A 19,586-nucleotide genomic window follows, 5' to 3' on the forward strand; every position below is an offset into this window, starting at 1 on the left:
TCAGAAGTGAAACGCCGTAGCGCCGATGGTAGTGTGGGGTCTCCCCATGCGAGAGTAGGGAACTGCCAGGCATCAAATAAGCAAGAACCCCAGTCTAACGACTGGGGTTTTTTGCGTTACCCGTCATACTTCACACCACAGGCGCGTTGGCTGCGCTCGTTCACCCCGGTCACAGAGTAATCTCCGTTCCCGGGGATTCATGAACTTGCCGCCTTCCTGTGGCGCGAATTATTTAGGGTAACCCGCCGTAGAATTCCAGAAAAATGTCCTCTGAATCGCAGTCCGCAGGATGCTTGGGCGTTGTATATGCTCAGACAGTCGAATCACATAGTATATCTACGCTCATCGACTCTCTGAGCTTTGTGCCTGGAATAAACCAAATTATTCAGGGTATATATTCATTGATGCACCTTGCTTTATACTTATAAACAACGTGAATTCTTTAGTTGCACACCACCCTCTTTCGAGTGGTCTGAGTGTGACTTATGAATATCGTGAAGTTTATTAAAAGGTATGATGCTAAAAATTATATCTAACGCCTACCGTTACACTGGTATTGCTATAGCCTTTATCAGCTACCTGAGTTCCTATATTTCCCCAAATATTTACTTTCGAATTAATCTTACCAGCGACACCGATTTTGACTTCCCCTATATTACGCGCACCAGCCTGCGAGATACGATCGCCATCCAGGGTAGTGTTAAAATTACGGGTATTATGCAGCCAGTTTGCTTCAATAAAGGGCTCAAACTCTCGGTTTTTACCCTTATCCATAGCATGCTGACCTTTCAGATATGTTCTAATCCCCAGGCGGGTCTGAATATTACCTTCCCCACCAGTGATTACGTGAGTACCGTTTGCTTCTTTGTGTTTTTTAGCTTTTACGCCCATCTTGGTTATCTGAGCCTGTGGCTGAATAAACCACTTCTCAACCATTCCTTGGTTTTTAGTGAACTCACCTACTTTGATGGTATAACCTGCTTCAATTGCTGCAGTTATACCCTTTGACTTGTAATTTTCTTTTGGAAGTCCCTGTCCCTGCACATAGTTATTCAGCCAGTTATACTGTATCCAACTGTCAACATACAGACCTGATTTATCTGTATTATTGGTGAACCAAGTAGCGTAAGAGCCGACGCTGTAGCCTTTAACGGATCCTTTTGAATGGTAATTTGTGATTGAAGAGATACTATTACTGCTATTAATTCCATAACCCGCCATCAGACCCAGGCGTCCTCGTCTATGGCCATTACCACTCCATTTCATAACATCTCCACCTAGCTGGGTAACATAGCTTTTACTCTGGGTTTTTAGCTGATTATTACTATCCAACCAGTTGTTATGATTACCGACTTGGCGTAGCCATAAGCTCGTGATTTTGTTTTCACCTGTTCGTATATCAGTAAACTGTGTTTCACCTGAACGATCACTCAAGGTCGTATTAAATAAGGTATTTGACGCACTTAAATTTGCAATATAACTTGCAGCTTCTGGGCGTTCAATACGGCTATTCGAGTTGATTATAGGACGCTGTTGATTAGTCAAATACCAGCTTCCTCTGTTATTTCCATGCCCACGAACCAAGGAATAATCATAAGCACCGGCTACGATACGCCCTGATTGATTAAAAACCCCTTCAGAAAGACCATCAACACGAATAAGTTCAAGGCCATTAAGATAAGCATTATTTCTGCCACCGATATTATTTACAGACACATTTGTTGATCCATAACTATTACCATTAATAATTAATTTATTTAATGTGATGTTATGGTTCACTACAGTGGGACTGAAATTGATAATACCATTATTGCCAATGTGATTTTCAGTTACACCTGCTTTACCTCGATTATTTGTACCGTGATATTCAGCATTTTCAGTAGTATTACTCTGATTGTTTGTGGAGTTTGAACTTTCATCAAAACTGACAGGGTTTTTAGCAGTACAGCTTAACTCTTGGTATATATTCTTTAAATCAAGTTCAGTACCCGGCGCAGGTGGTGCTGATGGCATAGGCGGTGGAGGTGGCGCAAGTGATGTAAGTGGTAGAGGCTGCACAGGTGGTGCTGATGGCATAGGTGGTGGAGGTGGTGCAAGTGATGTAAGTGGTAGAGGCAGCACAGGTGGTGCTGATGGCATAGGTGGTGGCGGTGGTGCAAGTGATGTAAGTGGTAGAGGCAGCACAGGCGGTGCTGATGGTGCAGGTAGTTGGCGCGGTAGAAATAACACAGATTTTGAATTTAACTTCTTAGAAAAAACATCACGTGCATTCTTAAAGGAAGCAGAGTGAGCTGGATTATTGCGTAAAGAGTCATTTAAATCGGATTTTTCATCAGAACTGCTTGGGCGTTTAGGAGTACTACCTGATTTATTGCCTTTCATTAAATCAACAAGAAATGCACTATTCTCACCAAAACTATCCAATGACTTCGGCGGATTGCCCGGAGCACCCTTTAAATTAGACTTTTCACCAGAGGTATGACGTTCCGCAGTACTACTCAACTTGTGGTTGGTATGATGTGAACCAGGAAAAGACTCTTGAGAATCATACCTTTCATTTAAAAAAGCCACCAGATTCTTGCGGCGTTGATGAATCGGTATAGCTGAGTCCAGCTGATTACTCGGATTAATATTAAACGGTGATGTATCACTATCGTCACCACTTTCACTACTCCTTCTCCAGCCATCAGCTGAAATATTACCATTACTGGAAGTAGTATTACTATTTGGTAATATATAACTGCCTGTTTTGGTCGTATTGTAATAATGGTTTTTCGGCTGAGCGTGTGTATTCATGACTATCAAAACTAAGAGTGACAGTAATGAAGTAGATAACTTGTTTTTTTTTAAAAGTTTTCTTAAATTCATAGACTAGTTTCCACTATATTATTTAGATGGATTTTAATTAATATAACTTACAATGAAGAAAACAGTGGTGATTATGATGGCTACTTAATTTAGCTAAGAAGGTTTAAGCTATCCACTGAGATCATATCGTTAAAATGCCTTATTATCCTGATTGCATAAAAAGCACCTCCATTGTGCTTATAAATTGGGTTGGATTTAATAATCTTATGTTGATATCCTGACTATTCCTGTTAGAAAGGGGTATGTTTTCAGTGTTGAATAAATTTCATCGTTGCAGGCGTACAGTATAAGGGTTATATAATCAACACCAATAAAACAAAATCAACAAATGAGTTGTTTTTTATTTGTTCTGGGTCTTTATTTAAACCGAGCTAAGGTGAGAATATATGCCTTATCAAGATGTAATATATTGTATGTAATAGGGCATGCATATATTTTATGGCTTGTGATATGTACCAACTGTCATTAAATGTCCTGAGAACAATGTTTTATTATATTTTTTGTCTGATGATTATCCACATATTTTCATCTTTAGCACTCGATAGGTAAATTATATTTATTTCTAATTATTTCATTGGTTTCAATATATTTTATCCTGGTGGGTTTTACTGGTGAATGAAAATCAATATAATTCATTGAATTTATTAAATAAAAAATATCCTGGAGGCTTATTCGTGTCTCGATGAAATTATAACAAGGTTTGCTCTTTTTTTTGTTTGAGTTATTTAAATTTGAATCGATACAAGTTAGAACAAATTAATACATTTGTTTTGAAGTGAAATTTGTACAAAATTTAAAACTATCACTCTAATTCAGAACTCTGTCCTCTATGTCAGGATGGTTAACGAAGTATCCTGAAGGTCATCTCTCAGACTTCGATAGAAGATGCAGCATTGCAGGCTCTGGATACACTCTTCCAAAATATGGTAATGAGTTGCTTTATTATCGAGTTCGGTGACCGCCTGGGCGGTCACTTTTAAGAAAAATCATTTACACAGAATTCTATACACAGGGTTCATCATCTTTTCCCTTCATCGTTTCTAAGGCTCAGTTTTAGGTATTATTAGCGATAATCATATATTTAATGACTTTCCTGTAATGTCTATTATTCACAATTATTTATTAAAACTTCAGGAATACTCCCTTTGAATCAAAAAATCTATGTCGTTCTACTTAACCACTGGCAGATAAAATCGGCAATTTTCGGTGGTTCATTCAGAGGGAGTACAGGGACGGGTACATCAAGAGTAATATCACTTGCCAGAGCAATTACATAAGGATCGAGAGTCAGTTCGTTGTATGCATGCCCTGCATCCTGTCGATAAAGCAAAATTTTCGCGATCTCTTCATGCTTAAATCCTTCAACTAAAACCAGATCCAGAGTGGAGTGATCCATCCTTGAGACCAAATAGGATAAGGACAGCGGCGGTAATTCAGGTGTTTCCGTCATCAGTGCCCAGCGTTGCTGGCTGGCTACAATGGTCTGTTCTGCTCCGGCTTTACGCAGCTCGTAACTGTCTTTTCCTGGAGTATCAACATCCATATTATGATGAGTATGTTTAATCAGGCCCGGGCGGATATTTCTGGCTCGTAATAGTGGGATCAATTGTTTCAGAAGGGTCGTTTTTCCGGTCCCGCTCCAGGCAGAAATTGCCAGTAAAGGTATCATTTTTCAGACTCCTGCCAGTTGGATAACTCATCCAATGTATTGATATTCGCAAAGTCAGTCAGCGAGCTATCAAAGACCACCGCTCGTCCACCGATACTCCGTAAAAACTGCATCACACGTCTTTCACCTGCTGATAAATAAGCCCTTAGCGCCACTTTTGCAGAATGATGAATTAGCGCTATTCCGGGATGATCTCGCTCACCGTCATTAACCCATACCGCAGAGATGGCAGGATCTCCCAGACCATCCCAGAGAGAATAGGCAAGGTCAGAAGGAATATTGGGTGTATCACAAGGCGAAAACAGGAACCATTCACTTTCTATTGTCTCCATTACCGCTAACATACCGGCAAGAGGCCCTGGATAGTCAGGTAATGAGTCAGCTATAACAGGGACACCTGCTTGCTGATAGATATCGATATGTCTATTAGCGCTGATAACCAGTTGATTGACCTGAGGGCGTAATGTTTCCAGCACATAACGGAAGAGTGCTATACCATTAAGTAATACCAGACCTTTATCTTTTCCTCCCATACGGCTGCCCTGGCCGCCAGCCAGCACTACACCCGTTATTTTTACCAGTCGTTGCACCAGTACCACCTCTTTTAATGTGGAATTAAGCCTGATACCTTGTGGTATCTCTCTTGTGACAGGAATACAAAATGAAATGTAAACGTCTTAATGAACTGCTCGAACTCCTGCAACCAGCATGGAGCAAAGAGCCTGATCTTAATCTGATACAATTCTTACAGAAACTAGCTCAGGAGTCAGGTTATAGTGGAGATCTTGCCTCTCTCACTGATGACATCTTGATTTATCACCTAAAAATGCGAGACTCAGCTAAAGATGCCGTAATACCTGGTATTCAAAAAGATTACGAAGACGACTTTAAAACTGCGTTATTACGCGCCCGGGGTGTTATTAAAGAGTAAAACCTTGTAAGCCGGTAATATTAAGCTGATTTAGAGTGTTATTCTGAACCATTAGTATTGATAGTCGGTTACCGGATGAAAGACAGCGCTTTTAATTTCCAGACCTTGCACCCCGATACCATTATGAATGCCCTCTTTGAGCAGGGCATCCGTGTGGATTCGGGGCTGACGCCATTAAACAGTTTTGAGAATCGGGTTTATCAATTCCAGGACGAAGACCGCATGCGTTATGTGGTGAAGTTTTATCGCCCATGTCGCTGGTCAGCGGAACAGATAGAAGAAGAACACCGCTTTGCTCAAGCGCTATATGAAGAAGAAGTGCCCTTAGCCGCGCCGTTGAGTTTTGATGGCAAGACGCTACTCCATTATCAGGGGTTTATGTTTGCGGTGTTCCCAAGTCTGGGAGGACGTCAGTATGAAACTGATAACATCGACCAAATGGAGTGGGTTGGTCGGTACTTGGGGCGTATCCATCAGATAGGTCGCCGCTCGCTGTTTCAAGCCAGGCCAACTATTGGGCTGGATGAGTATCTGTGGCAACCCCGGGCACTGTTTGAAGATAGTGCAATGATCCCGAAGTCTCTTAAACTTGACTTTCTGGCAGCAACTGACGCACTGATTAATGAAGTGTCGCAGCACTGGTCTGGTGATGTGGAATTATTACGTTTGCATGGTGACTGCCATCCGGGGAATATTCTCTGGCGCGACGGGCCGTTATTTGTTGATCTTGATGATGCGCGTAATGGCCCGGCAGTTCAGGATATCTGGATGCTACTTAATGGCGATAAAGCAGAACAGCGTATGCAGCTTGAAACCATTATTGAAGCTTATGAAGAATTTTCCACCTTTGATACTCGTGAAATCGCACTGATCGAACCTTTGCGTGGAATGCGTATTGTGCATTATCTGGCGTGGCTGATGCGGCGCTGGGATGATCCGGCCTTCCCAAGAAACTTCCCATGGTTACTGGAAGAGGATTTTTGGTTAAGGCAAACAGCAATATTTACCGAGCAAGTTCGGGTTCTTCGTGAACCTCCATTACAATTGGCACCTATGTATTAACTTTGAATACAAAATTCAGGAGAGATTTGATGATGAAGAAGATTTGGCTTGCGCTGGCAGGAATGGTCCTGGCATTTAGCGCATCTGCTGCTGATTTTACTGATGGTAAACAGTATATTACGCTGGATAAGCCGGTCGCAGGTGCGCCACAGGTACTGGAGTTCTTCTCCTTCTACTGCCCGCACTGCTATCAGTTTGAAGATGTATTGCACGTTTCTGATAACGTGAAGAAAAAACTGCCAGAAGGGACTAAATTAGTAAAATACCATGTTGAATTCCTTGGGCCTTTGGGCAAGCAAGTGACTCAAGCATGGGCGATTGCTATGGCTCTGGGTGTTGAAGATAAAGTGACTGTTCCAATGTTTGAAGCAATACAAAAAACTCAGACAGTGCAGAATGAAGCAGACATCCGCAAAGTCTTTATCGATGCGGGTGTACCGGCTGAAGAGTATGATGCAGCCTTGAATAGCTTTGTTGTAAAATCTCTGGTTGCTCAGCAAGAAAAAGCTGCGGCAGACTTCCAGCTGCGTGGCGTGCCGGCAATGTATGTTGATGGTAAATATATGCTGAACTCACAAGGTATGGATACCAGCGATCTGGATGTTTTTGTCCAGGAATATGCTAATACTGTAAAACACTTGGTTGAAAAAAAATAACCTGACAGCATCTCTGTATCAGGCCTGAGTATTATAGATACTCAGGCTTTTTTGTTTTCTGAGGTTCTTTTATCCTGTTGATACAATGCTTCAAGCTGGCGGTCTTTTTCATCCCATACTGAATTTAGCCATAACTGAAAACGACGTTTGAAATTTTTATCGTTGAGATAATCGCCGTGTAAATCCTCTGTAACAGGCAGCAGAGAAATACGTACAGTTATGCGGGTCATTCTCCCACTTAGCATATCGTAGAATGGGGACTTAATATTTTCCGGATAGCACAGTGTGACATTAAGTAATTTATTAAACTGTTTACCCAGAACACCTAATGCCATTGCAATACCCGCAGCTTTCGGAATTAATAAGTGCTTGAAAGGTGAGCGCACCTGACGACCTTTTTCACTAGTAAAACGAGAGCCTTCAACAAAATTAACAATCGTGGTTGGATGGTTACGGAACTTCAGACAAGAACGGCGCGTAGTATCGATATCCTGGCCACGGCGTTCAGGATGGCGCAATAAATAGCCACGTGAATAACGTTTCATAAAAGGCATACCCAATGCCCAACAGGCGAGCCCGAGGAAAGGGATCCAGGCTAACTGTTGTTTAAGAAAATATTTATTCATTGGGATATGTTTGCGGAACAATACACACAAGATGACAATATCCGCCCAGCTTTGATGATTGCAGATCAATAAATACCAGTTTTTTTTACTCAGCCCCTCCAGCCCTTGAATATCCCATACCAGATGGGGGTTCAGTCGAATTAATAATGCCAGCCCCTCACACCAGCAATACATCATCCATTCTGCAATAGAAGACATTGCGCGTGAAACTGAGGGAACAGGAAGGAGCAACTTGATTACCCCGATAATAATTATAGGTACAGAGCAAGCGATTGTGACCAGAATGGTTAAAACAACACTTAATATCAGTACAAATGGTGAGAGCTGTCTCGGCATAAATGACTTTTTCAAAAATAAGCAAGGTATGGGTAAAGAGGGCCGTCGGATTTTAACAGAAAATGAATAACGCGGGTTTATTGAGACAAAAATGATTTTTGCTTTATCGCTTAGAGAAGAAAATGTTTCTGAGGTGAAAGCCACAGATAAACTTTTATATCCACATTGATTTATTAATTGATCTATCTCATTAATCAGATTGTTTTTGTTATAAGGTTATGAATTTAAAGTGTTTTTAATGCTTATCAACATAAATCGATATAATGTAATAAATTAGATGCAAAACTATGCACAAAGTTATCCACAGGAAGATCCGATTCACAGAGCGTTTGTGAGGAATTCTTTTTAGGATCTTTGCGGCAAAATTTCATCTTTTGGCTCAGGCTATGGCATCCTTTAGTCATAGACTAATCATCAGGCATGGAACGAAACATTATGGCTCAGATCGCGGATAACCCGCTAATTCTCGTTGATGGCTCTTCATATCTCTATCGGGCATATCATGCTTTTCCACCGCTGACGAATAGTCGTGGGGAACCCACTGGTGCCATGTATGGTGTCTTGAATATGCTGCGTAGTCTCATTATGCAGTATCAGCCGACGCATGCCGCGGTGGTATTTGATGCCAAGGGTAAAACGTTTCGTGATGAGCTATTTGAGGATTATAAATCTCACCGCCCACCTATGCCGGATGATCTGCGAGCACAAATTGAACCGCTTCATGAAATGGTCAAAGCAATGGGACTGCCACTATTAGCCGTTTCCGGTGTTGAAGCTGATGATGTGATTGGTACCCTGGCGCAGGAAGCTGAACGTGCAGGTCGCTCAGTGCTTATCAGCACAGGCGACAAGGATATGGCTCAGTTAGTGACGCCTTCGATTACACTGATTAATACCATGACCAATACGGTATTAGGACCAGAAGAGGTTCTGACAAAATACGGTGTTCCACCAGAGTTGATTATCGACTTCCTCGCGCTGATGGGGGACTCATCCGATAACATCCCAGGTGTGCCCGGCGTCGGTGAGAAAACCGCTCAGGCTTTGTTACAGGGTCTTGGGGGGCTTGATACACTCTATGCCAGTCCGGAAAAAATTGCTGAACTCTCATTCCGTGGTGCCAAGACGATGGCCGGAAAACTTGAGCAGAATAAAGAAATGGCTTATCTCTCTTATAAGCTGGCGACTATTAAGACCGATGTCGCGCTGGATCTCTCGTGCGAACAGCTGAGTATCCAGCCACCGGCGGCGGAGCGTCTTCATGAGCTATTCACGCAATATGAATTTAAACGCTGGATAACCGATGTTGAAGCCGGGAAATGGTTACTGGCGAAAGGATCTAAACCGACGCCTGTAACAGTCAATGCCGTTAAGCATGAAGAGCCTGAAGAAGAGGCTACTGCGGCACTCTCTTACGATAACTACGTTACCGTTCTTGATGAAGCTGTTCTGCTGGAGTGGGTAGATCGTCTGAATAAGGCACCACTTTTTGCTTTTGATACCGAAACCGATAGCCTGGATAATCTCAACGCAAATCTGGTCGGACTCTCTTTTGCTACCGAACCGGGGGTGGCTTGTTATATCCCGGTGGCTCATGACTATCTGGATGTACCGCCGCAACTGGCGAGAGAGCGAGTACTTGAACTGCTAAAACCGCTGCTGGAAGATGAGCAAAAGTTAAAAGTAGGTCAGAATTTAAAATACGATCGCGGTGTCATGCTCAACTATGATATCGAGCTGAAGGGGATCGCTTTTGATACCATGCTCGAGTCTTATATTCTCGATAGCGTATCCGGACGCCATGATATGGACAGCCTGGCTGCTCGCTGGCTAAAACATACCACTATCTCTTTTGAAGAGATCGCCGGTAAAGGTAAAAAGCAGCTCACCTTCAATCAAATCGATCTTGAAACAGCGGGACGTTATGCGGCAGAAGATGCCGATGTGACGTTACAGCTGCATTTAAAAATGTGGCCACGGCTTGAGAAAGAAGCCGGACCTCTGGCTATCTTTAAAGAAATCGAAATGCCTCTGGTTCCGGTTATCTCACGTATTGAACGTGGTGGTGTGAAGATTGACCCGGCTATTTTACACGCTCATTCTGAACAGCTGACGGTGCGCCTTGCTGAACTTGAGCTCAAAGCCCATGAATTAGCGGGGGAAGCATTTAATCTCTCCTCACCGAAACAGTTACAGACTATCTTGTTTGAAAAACAGGGTATTAAACCTCTGAAAAAGACCCCCGGTGGCGCACCTTCAACCTCTGAAGAGGTATTAGAAGAACTGGCTCTGGATTATCCATTACCGAAAGTTATTCTCGAATATCGCGGCCTGGCAAAGCTTAAGTCGACTTATACAGATAAACTGCCGCTGATGATTAACCCGAAAACTGGGCGCGTTCATACTTCTTATCATCAGGCCGTTACTGCAACCGGGCGATTGTCATCGACCGAGCCGAACTTGCAAAATATTCCGGTGCGTAACGAAGAAGGTCGCCGCATCAGGCAGGCATTTATTGCTCCTGAGGATTATCTGATTGTCTCCGCGGACTACTCACAGATTGAGTTGCGTATTATGGCGCATCTCTCGCGTGATAAAGGCCTGCTGAGTGCTTTTGCCGAGGGTAAAGATATTCACCGGGCGACCGCATCAGAGGTGTTTGGTGTCCCACTGGAAAGTGTGACGTCTGAGCAACGACGCAGTGCGAAGGCGATTAACTTTGGCCTGATTTATGGGATGAGTGCTTTTGGTCTTTCTCGTCAGCTAAATATTCCGCGCCATGAGTCCCAGAAGTATATGGATCTCTATTTTGAGCGTTATCCGGGCGTGCTTGAGTATATGGAACGTACCCGTGCCCAGGCCAAAGAGCAAGGTTACGTGGAAACACTCGATGGACGTCGTTTATATTTGCCTGAGATTAATGCCAGCAATGGTCTCAGGCGTGCTGGTGCTGAACGGGCGGCAATTAATGCGCCAATGCAAGGTACAGCTGCAGACATTATCAAGCGTGCCATGATAGCCGTGGATGCCTGGCTCACGCATGACAAGCCACGCGTGAAAATGATTATGCAGGTTCACGATGAACTGGTATTTGAAGTGCATCAGGATGATATTGCGAGCGCTTCGCTGAAAATTCATGAACTGATGGAAAGCAGTATGAAACTGGATGTGCCTCTGTTGGTTGAGGTCGGAAGCGGTAAAAACTGGGATGAAGCCCACTAATCGCCTGGCTCATCAGGCTGTTTTCAGGCTCTGAGTGGAAATTACCGTCCTCTTTTTTTGTAACTAAGCAACATTAGTAATCGTATTTTGTGATGACAGTTAAAGAACGAAATGCAAAAAGTGAAAAAAAACTACAGAAAATGCTTTTCAAGTGAAAAAAAAAGAGTAGAGTTATCTTTGTAGGGTACAGAGGTAAGATGTTCTATCTTTCAGACCTTTTACTTCACGTAATCGGATTTGGCTGAATAGTTTAGCCGCCCCAGTCAGAAATGACTGGGGCGTTTTTTATGCGGCAAAGAAAATTTTTACAACAGACGACATGCAGCGATGCTCGTTTAATCACACGAACATCGCATTATCAGAGCATCATCTAATCATTCAGCGTCGTTATCTTCTTCCTGTTCAACGACGGGCTCGAGATCGTTATACCAGCTATCCAGCTTGTGACGCAGTATGTCGACCCCCAGTTTCTTCAGCGAAGAGAATGCCTCAACTTGAATATCGCCGTTAAAGGCCAGCACTTCTTCCCGAACTTTGTTCAACTGTGCTTTACGTGCACCTGAGGCTAGTTTGTCGGCTTTGGTCAGGAGTATCATTACCGAAAGATTACTTTGCACTGCCCAACTAATCATCTGCTGATCGAGATCTTTGAGCGGATGACGAATATCCATCAGTACCACCAGGCCTTGCAGGCACTGACGTTTTTGCAGATATTCACCCAAGGCACGTTGCCATTTTAGTTTCATCTCTTCCGGTACTTCGGCGTAGCCGTAGCCGGGTAAGTCGACCACACGTTTACCTTCTGCCACTTCAAACAAGTTAATCAGCTGGGTACGACCAGGTGTTTTACTGGTACGAGCGAGACTTTTTTGATTGGTCAGCGTATTGAGTGCACTGGATTTTCCTGCGTTAGAGCGGCCTGCGAACGCGACCTCAATACCCGTATCAGAAGGAAGATGGCGAATATCCGGCGCACTGAGCACGAACTTAGTCTGTTGATAATTCCAATTTTTCAAAACGGTTGTCTCTGTCAGGATAAGCAATTGCTGTGATTATACCTGAATGAGCAGAAAACACGGCGTTTCTCATCAAGACAATAAAACTTCCCAATAACGGATTGGGTTTGTGAGACATTTGCCATAGATGATGAGGGAGATTGAGGTTACGTTAGTTACAGGAAGGTAATATTTGTTATTATTTTCATAAGGTTATACATATTTTTAACAATTTGAAATTTCCGATGTCTATCTTAGGTCGTTGTTTATAAACAAAATAAAGGTAGAGTATTGCTCATTGGCACGGGAGAGCCAGAAAGGATTATCACTTAGAGCATCGGTTCAGGAGCGTCATGGAGACGGCGAACCTTACAGGCCAGGAGGCATGGCTCTGAGAGTTTAAAAGGAAATGGAAGACAACATTGATGTTGTTAGTAAAGGATTAGACAGGGTTTGTCATAAATGAACACGGATTGTAGGGCCCTTTATGGGTCAAGAGTAAAGAAAAAAGGCGACAGCTTATACTGTCGCCTTTTTTCTTTGCTTGCTTTCTGCTAGATTCCGCGCAATTCCATACCCGTTATACTTCAAGTTGCCTGGGTGTTGCAGGCTGTCGATCCGTCGAGTTACAGAGTTTATCTATGCTCATCGGCGAGCGAAGCTTTGCGCCTACAGGCAATTTGCATTGTTTTGGGTATATACTGAACAAAATAGCCTACGCCTAAGAAAACTTACTATGAAGCAACCAAACTCAGCACCACAAGGCAAAAAACCTGTTAAGGCCCGCCGTAAGTCTCGTGAAGAGATAGACAGCGAAGCACGCGATCGTAAACGTCAGAATAAACGCAGTGGCCATGCGCCCGGCAGTCGCACCAGCGGTAAAGGACTGTCACAAGGTCCACAAAGCAACAATAAAGATAAAGATCCGCGTATTGGCAGTAAAACACCCATTCAGCTTGGCGAAGTGGTTGCACCGGTTGTCCGCCCTGTGAAAGTGAAGGCAGAAAAACCTGCTGCGTTAACACCGGAAGCAGAACTGGCGCTACTGGAGAACGATGAGCGTCTGGATGGGTTACTGGAGCGTCTTGAAGAAGGCGAAACTCTGAGCAAATCAGATCAGGACTGGGTCAATACGACTCTGGACCGAATCGATACGCTGATGGAGCAACTGGGTATTGCTTACGAAGACGAAGATGAAGAAGAAGAAAAAACCGACGATTTAATGCGTCTGTTGAAGGGTAACTAACGATTACACCCGTCGTATTCGCTGTTCTGATCGTTATCATTCCCCTGCTAGGTTATCTGGCAGGGTTATTCATTAGGTTACGGCGGTTGTCACGTTTGAAACGCTCACTGCAGCGCAATGTTAGGGTGCGAGGAGTTCATTCGCTCCTCCCGCTTCGGCGGAGACACCATCGGAAGGAGTGATTATGTCTGAGCAGTTAATTGACTGGGATTTGGCGCTGATCCAAAAATATAATTATTCAGGGCCACGATATACCTCTTATCCTACGGCACTCGAGTTCTCACCGGACTTCAGTGAGTCGGATTTTCAACAAGCGATAGCCCGTTATCCAGAGCGACCCCTTTCGCTCTACATCCATATCCCATTTTGTCATAAGCTCTGCTATTTCTGCGGCTGTAATAAAATTGTTACCCGCCAGCAGCATAAAGCCGATCAGTATCTTGACGCCCTGGAACAAGAAATTATCCATCGTGCGCCGCTCTTTGCTGGTCGTCATGTCAGCCAGATGCACTGGGGTGGCGGAACACCAACCTACCTCAACAAAGCGCAAATTACCCGGCTGGTGGGGCTGCTTCGTCAGCATTTTCAGTTTAACGATGATGCTGAAATGTCGATAGAAGTTGATCCCCGTGAAATTGAACTGGATGTGCTTGATCACCTGCGTCAGGAAGGTTTTAACCGCCTGAGTATGGGCGTTCAGGATTTCAACAAAGAAGTACAGCGTCTGGTCAACCGCGAGCAAGATGAAGAATTTATCTTTGCCCTGATGAATCGTGCCCGCGAGCTAGGTTTTACCTCGACCAATATTGATCTTATTTATGGCCTGCCTAAACAGACACCGGAAAGCTTTGCGTTTACGCTTAAGCGAGTGGTTGAGTTAAATCCGCATCGTCTGAGCGTATTTAATTATGCGCACTTACCGACACTGTTTGCGGCCCAGCGCAAAATTAAAGAGGCCGATCTTCCCAGCGCCCAGCAACGACTGGATATTCTGCAAGAAACGATCGGCTTGCTGACTGGAGCGGGTTATCAGTTTATTGGTATGGATCACTTTGCTCGCCCGGACAATGAACTGGCGATTGCTCAGCGAGAAGGCCAGCTTCACCGTAATTTCCAGGGTTACACCACGCAGGGTGATAGCGACTTGCTGGGGATGGGGGTTTCGGCGATCAGTATGATTGGCGACTGCTATGCTCAGAATCAGAAAGAGTTAAAACTCTACTATCAGCAAGTCGATGAACAGGGTAATGCGCTGTGGCGTGGCCTGACATTGACCAGAGATGACTGTATTCGTCGGGACGTGATTAAAGCACTTATCTGTAACTTCCGGCTTAATTTTGCTGATATTGAACAGCTCTGGGATATCACAGCGAAAGACTACTTTGCCGAGGATTTACAGCTGCTGGCACCGCTGGCAAAAGATGGCCTGGTCACGATGACAGAGCAAGGTATTCAGGTCACTGGCAAAGGCCGTTTGCTGATCAGGAACATCTGCATGTGTTTTGATGTCTATTTGCGCCAGAAAGCCCGCTTACAGCAATTTTCACGCGTAATATAGGTAAGGTTACCGATAGCAGGTTACGGCCCGCTATCGGTTTTTTACGGGCCAGTAACCGCACTCCCTGCAGTCATGTTGATCCTGTTACTCCATTCCCAGCTCTTTTAGCTTCCGGGTCAGGGTATTTCTTCCCCATCCCAGTAAACGGGCAGCTTCTTGTTTATGCCCTTGTGTATGACGCAATGCGGTCGTAAGCAGTACTCTTTCCATCTCGGGCATTGCTTCGGCTAACAGGTTTTGATGACCGGAACGCAGCGCCTTATCTGCCCACTGGCTAAGCAGAGTTGCCCAGTTATCCGGGTCAATTTGTGTCGTGCCATTTTCGGTGATTGTCGTTTCAAACAACTCACTTGGCAGGTCCTGTATAAGGACTTCTTGCCCGGCGGCCATTACCGTCAGCCAGCGACAGATATTTTCTAGCTGACGCACATTACCTGGCCACGCCAGGCGGGTGAGAGCACTTTCCGTCTCCGGGTGGAGCTGTTTTGCTTCCACGCCTAATTCACGGGCTGCCACCTGCAAGAAATGCCATGTCAGACGCGGAATGTCTTCACGACGTTCACGCAGTGGGGGAAGATGGATACGAATCACGTTCAGACGATGGAATAAGTCCTCACGGAATTTACCTTCCTGTACCCGTAGCTCGAGATTCTGGTGCGTTGCCGCGATAATACGGACATCCACTTTAACCGGCGCATAGCCCCCAACGCGATAAAACTGCCCGTCAGCCAGCACGCGTAACAGGCGAGTCTGGACATCCAGTGGCATATCGCCAATTTCATCAAGAAACAATGTGCCGCCATCGGCCTGTTCAAAACGACCCTGGCGAATCTGATTTGCTCCGGTAAAAGCCCCTTTCTCATGGCCAAATAACTCAGATTCAATCAAATCTTTCGGGATTGCGGCCATATTCAGAGCGATGAAAGGTGATTTTGCTCGTGGGCTATGGCGATGAAGAGCATGAGCAACCAGCTCTTTACCTGTCCCGGACTCACCGTTAATCAGTACACTGATTGACGATCGTGATAAACGGCCAATAATACGAAATACATCCTGCATGGCAGGCGCTTCACCAATAATATCGGTTGTCGGGCCGTTAACCTGGATATTACGGGGCTGCTGCTGTTCCTGATAATGGCTGATGGCCCGTTCGACCAGAGCCACCGCTTCATCAATATCAAAAGGTTTTGGCAGATAATCAAATGCACCTTGCTGATAGGCGCTGACAGCGGCATCAAGATCTGAGTGCGCCGTCATTATGATGACCGGGAGCATCGGGTGACGTTGTTTTATCTGCTTTAACAATGCCAGGCCGTCGATTCCGGGCATGCGGATATCAGAGATTAAAACATCCGGCGTTTTTGTCGCTAAGGCGTCTAATACTTCATTACCATTCTCAAAGGTAGTGCAAATTAATCCACTACCCGTTAACGCGCGCTCAAGCACCCAGCGAATGGAGCTATCATCGTCAACGACCCACACTATCCCTCGTTGCATATAGACCTCTACTTCCGAATGGGCAGGTAAACCGAAAATTCGGTATGACCAGGCCAACTGTTGAATTCGATTTTCCCTGAATGCTGATCGACAAGATTTCGGGCAATAGACAGGCCGAGCCCGCTGCCACCTTCTCGCCCACTCACCATCGGATAGAACAGCGTATCTTGTAGATGAGCCGGGACGCCCGGACCATTATCTTCAATATCAATTCGCGCTAACAAACGATAACGCGAGCCGTGCAGCGTGAGCTGGAATGCGGTACGAGTACGGATAATAATTTCACCCCCTTCGCTTCCCAGTGCCTGCAAGGCATTCCTGACAATATTCAGTAAGATCTGTTCTATCTGGTCGGGGTCGTGAGCAAACTCTGGCAGACTAGGGTCATAATCGCGTATTAACTTCACGTTGGCAGGCAGTTCCAGCGATACCAGTTTTACGACGCGTTCAGCAACCTTGTGAATACTTTCGGTTACATGCATTCCGGGCAATTGTGGCCCTAACAGACGGTCGACCAGATTTCTTAGCCTGTCTGCCTGCTCAATTATCACGTTAGTGTATTCATTGAGCGACGGGTCTGGCAGCGCTTTGCTTAGCAACTGGGCTGCACCACGCAGGCCACCCAGTGGATTTTTAATTTCATGTGCCAGCCCGCGAACTAAATCGCGAGCAGCGAGTTGCTGGGCGTGCTGTATCTGTTCCTGACTTAAACGACGCTGATTATCCATCGGGGCCATTTCTATCAGAATATAGCCTTCCATCAGCCTTTGTGCGGTCAGGGAAAGGATATTAGAGCGACCATCAATCACCAGCGTGACTTCGTTATCAGTAAAGCCCTGGCCATCCTGAAGGCTTTCTTTCATAACATCGATATTCAGTGAAAAATAGCCGATTAAATCCGGTAATGGCGTGCCGTCGTAGAGCTTACGGGCACTTTGTGCCAGCAATTGCTGGGCGGCGGGATTTGCATAATGCACCGCCAGGTCATCGTCAACCAACAGAATACTGTTGATTAAATAATTCAGGATCTGCCCAGCATCGGGCAAGGTGCCAGTTGCCATACAGCAGTCTCCTTACACTGTTTAAGTACTTAGTGGTGGGGTAAAAATACCGCTTTGCAAAACAGGGGTGGAGAAAAAAGCCCATCCGGAGATGGGCTAAATATTCCACGGCAAAAAAAACAATAATTAAACGCTGTAGTAAAGTTCAAACTCTACCGGATGCGGAGTCATGCGCACACGGTCATTTTCTTCGATACGCAGGGCGATATAGGCATCGATAGTATCATCGGTGAATACGCCACCCGCGGTCAGGAACTCGCGGTCTTCGTTCAGAGCGTTCAGAGCTTCTTCTAAAGAACCTGCAACCTGTGGGATCTCTTTCGCTTCTTCTGGTGGCAAGTCATAGAGGTTTTTGTCCATGGCTTCGCCCGGGTGGATCTTGTTTTTAATACCGTCAAGACCGGCCATCAGCAGCGCTGCAAAGCACAGGTATGGGTTAGCAGCTGGGTCCGGGAAACGGACTTCGATACGACGTGCTCTTGGTGAGCTAACTACTGGGATACGGATAGACGCTGAGCGGTTACGGGCAGAGTATGCCAGCATAACTGGAGCTTCATATCCCGGGACCAGACGCTTATAAGAGTTAGTCGTCGGGTTAGTCAGGGCATTCAGTGCTTTAGCGTGTTTGATAACACCGCCAATGTAATACAGCGCTTGCTCAGACAGGCCAGCATATTTATCACCAGCAAACAGGTTTACACCGTCTTTTGCCAGAGACATATGGCAGTGCATACCAGAACCGTTATCACCAAACATTGGTTTTGGCATAAAGGTCGCAGTTTTACCGAAAGCATGTGCCACGTTGTGAACCACATACTTATAAATCTGAATTTCGTCCGCTTTTTTGGTCATGGTGTTAAAACGAGTAGCGATTTCGTTTTGACCGGCAGTAGCAACTTCGTGGTGATGAGCTTCAACCACCAGACCCATTTGCTCCATGGTCAGACACATAGCAGAACGGATGTCCTGAGATGAATCAACCGGTGGCACTGGGAAGTAACCGCCTTTAACTGCTGGACGATGGCCTTTGTTACCGCCTTCGTATTTGGTACCGGTGTTCCATGCGCCTTCGATATCATCGATAGCAACGTGGGAACCAGAGATAGAGCTACCAAAGCGGATGTCGTCAAACAGGAAGAATTCTGGTTCTGGTCCAAACAGAACGGTATCTGCCAGGCCGGTCGCACGCAGGTAGTCTTCAGCGCGTTTTGCGATAGAACGTGGGTCACGGTCATAGCCTTGCAGCGTACCTGGCTCCAGAACATCACAACGGATAATCAGCGTACTGTCTTCGAAGAACGGGTCAATCATCGCAGTGGTTGAGTCAGGCATCAGAACCATGTCTGATTCATCAATACCTTTCCAGCCACCAATCGAGGAGCCGTCAAACATTTTGCCTTCTTCAAAGAAGTCTGCATTTACTTGGTGAGCAGGGATAGTGATGTGTTGTTCTTTACCTTTGGTATCGGTAAAACGCAAATCAACAAATTTCACTTCGTGCTCATCCAGCATTGTCAATACGTGTTCAGCGGACATACTTAAACTCTCCAGGATTGGTTCATTTCGTTGGGTAACGAGGTAATCAAACACTTTATTCATTTGGCTCATCGCCTGCATTCTTTAAAGCGAAATCTGTGCCAACTTTTAAATTTCCCTAAAAAGGCGCTATTATGCAGGTCAGCGTGCAAAAGGTCGCACCATAACTGATAACTTGCACCAGTATAGTGCTTTATCATGATACACAAGCACTATATTGGTGCAATTTACGTTATGGTTCCTTTGTGAGCTCCGTGAAAACGATCACAAACCCTTACTTCTTATATTGTTTGTAAAGGTTCTTTATGATCCTGTTCTGTACT

The 19,586-nt window shown here is 45.0% G+C and carries 16 protein-coding genes; 8 read left to right on the top strand and 8 right to left on the bottom strand.

Translation table 11 applies throughout. The annotated features are described in order from the left end of the window. Window positions 1–180, top strand: a 180-nt coding sequence (locus M2387_RS23265) for a hypothetical protein (RefSeq protein ID WP_259052962.1), incomplete at its 5' end; no start/stop codon positions are given. 339 nt (window positions 181–519) lie between these two features. On the opposite strand, the gene M2387_RS25845 is transcribed toward M2387_RS23265, so the two are convergent. The 3 genes from M2387_RS25845 to mobA all read right to left on the bottom strand — a co-directional run bounded on the left by M2387_RS25845 (window position 520) and on the right by mobA (window position 5,127). Beyond that, the gene (locus tag M2387_RS25845) at window positions 520–2,868 is read right to left on the bottom strand and encodes an autotransporter outer membrane beta-barrel domain-containing protein (RefSeq protein WP_310572798.1); all 2,349 of its coding nucleotides are present in this window, start codon (window positions 2,866–2,868) and stop codon (window positions 520–522) included. A 1,159-nt stretch (window positions 2,869–4,027) separates the two neighbouring features. Next, window positions 4,028–4,537, bottom strand: a complete 510-nt coding sequence (mobB, locus tag M2387_RS23280) for a molybdopterin-guanine dinucleotide biosynthesis protein MobB (RefSeq protein ID WP_259052966.1) — start codon at window positions 4,535–4,537, stop codon at window positions 4,028–4,030. Beyond that, the gene (gene mobA / locus M2387_RS23285) at window positions 4,534–5,127 is read right to left on the bottom strand and encodes a molybdenum cofactor guanylyltransferase MobA (RefSeq protein ID WP_259052967.1); all 594 of its coding nucleotides are present in this window, start codon (window positions 5,125–5,127) and stop codon (window positions 4,534–4,536) included. The genes mobB and mobA overlap by 4 nt, the downstream gene beginning before the upstream one ends. A 71-nt stretch (window positions 5,128–5,198) precedes the next feature. On the opposite strand from mobA, the gene M2387_RS23290 reads away from it, so the two are divergent. From M2387_RS23290 to dsbA, 3 genes are all read left to right on the top strand, one after another. Continuing rightward, window positions 5,199–5,468, top strand: a complete 270-nt coding sequence (locus M2387_RS23290) for a YihD family protein (protein ID WP_259052969.1) — start codon at window positions 5,199–5,201, stop codon at window positions 5,466–5,468. Between the two features lie 75 nt (window positions 5,469–5,543). Beyond that, a complete protein-coding gene (locus tag M2387_RS23295) occupies window positions 5,544–6,530 on the top strand; it encodes a serine/threonine protein kinase (protein WP_259052971.1) in 987 nt (328 codons plus the stop codon). A gap of 32 nt (window positions 6,531–6,562) precedes the next feature. Then, a complete protein-coding gene (gene dsbA / locus M2387_RS23300) occupies window positions 6,563–7,186 on the top strand; it encodes a thiol:disulfide interchange protein DsbA (protein ID WP_259053097.1) in 624 nt (207 codons plus the stop codon). 41 nt (window positions 7,187–7,227) lie between these two features. On the opposite strand, the gene M2387_RS23305 is transcribed toward dsbA, so the two are convergent. After that, a complete protein-coding gene (locus M2387_RS23305; protein WP_259052973.1) occupies window positions 7,228–8,148 on the bottom strand; it encodes an acyltransferase in 921 nt (306 codons plus the stop codon). 435 nt (window positions 8,149–8,583) lie between these two features. Here M2387_RS23305 and polA point away from each other — a divergent pair, with 435 nt between their 5' ends. Both polA and spfP read left to right on the top strand, forming a co-directional pair. Continuing rightward, complete coding sequence (polA, locus tag M2387_RS23310; protein WP_259052975.1) at window positions 8,584–11,370, top strand: DNA polymerase I; 2,787 nt, start codon at window positions 8,584–8,586, stop codon at window positions 11,368–11,370. 197 nt (window positions 11,371–11,567) lie between these two features. Then, window positions 11,568–11,615, top strand: a complete 48-nt coding sequence (gene spfP / locus M2387_RS26020) for a small protein SpfP (RefSeq protein ID WP_071892919.1) — start codon at window positions 11,568–11,570, stop codon at window positions 11,613–11,615. Between the two features lie 129 nt (window positions 11,616–11,744). Here the strand turns inward: spfP and yihA are convergent, their stop codons facing one another. Next, window positions 11,745–12,386, bottom strand: a complete 642-nt coding sequence (yihA, locus tag M2387_RS23315) for a ribosome biogenesis GTP-binding protein YihA/YsxC (RefSeq protein WP_259052977.1) — start codon at window positions 12,384–12,386, stop codon at window positions 11,745–11,747. A 715-nt stretch (window positions 12,387–13,101) separates the two neighbouring features. On the opposite strand from yihA, the gene yihI reads away from it, so the two are divergent. Together yihI and hemN are read left to right on the top strand one after the other, a co-directional pair. After that, on the top strand, window positions 13,102–13,611 hold the full coding sequence (gene yihI, locus M2387_RS23320; protein ID WP_259052979.1) for a Der GTPase-activating protein YihI: 510 nt from the start codon (window positions 13,102–13,104) through the stop codon (window positions 13,609–13,611). 184 nt (window positions 13,612–13,795) lie between these two features. Next, a complete protein-coding gene (gene hemN / locus M2387_RS23325) occupies window positions 13,796–15,169 on the top strand; it encodes an oxygen-independent coproporphyrinogen III oxidase (protein WP_259052981.1) in 1,374 nt (457 codons plus the stop codon). Window positions 15,170–15,253: 84 nt separating this feature from the next. Here hemN and glnG read toward each other — a convergent pair whose 3' ends face one another. From glnG to glnA, 3 genes are all read right to left on the bottom strand, one after another. After that, window positions 15,254–16,666, bottom strand: a complete 1,413-nt coding sequence (gene glnG, locus M2387_RS23330; protein WP_259052982.1) for a nitrogen regulation protein NR(I) — start codon at window positions 16,664–16,666, stop codon at window positions 15,254–15,256. An 8-nt stretch (window positions 16,667–16,674) separates the two neighbouring features. Beyond that, window positions 16,675–17,727 carry a nitrogen regulation protein NR(II) gene (gene glnL / locus M2387_RS23335; RefSeq protein WP_259052983.1) on the bottom strand — a complete coding sequence of 351 codons (1,053 nt, stop codon included), beginning with the start codon at window positions 17,725–17,727 and terminating at the stop codon, window positions 16,675–16,677. 126 nt (window positions 17,728–17,853) lie between these two features. Continuing rightward, window positions 17,854–19,263, bottom strand: coding sequence for a glutamate--ammonia ligase (gene glnA / locus M2387_RS23340; RefSeq protein ID WP_259052984.1), 1,410 nt, complete (start codon window positions 19,261–19,263; stop codon window positions 17,854–17,856). Between the last annotated feature and the right edge of the window lie 323 nt (window positions 19,264–19,586).

Source organism: Klebsiella sp. BIGb0407 (assembly GCF_024807845.1).
Lineage (GTDB): Bacteria > Pseudomonadota > Gammaproteobacteria > Enterobacterales > Enterobacteriaceae > JGM124.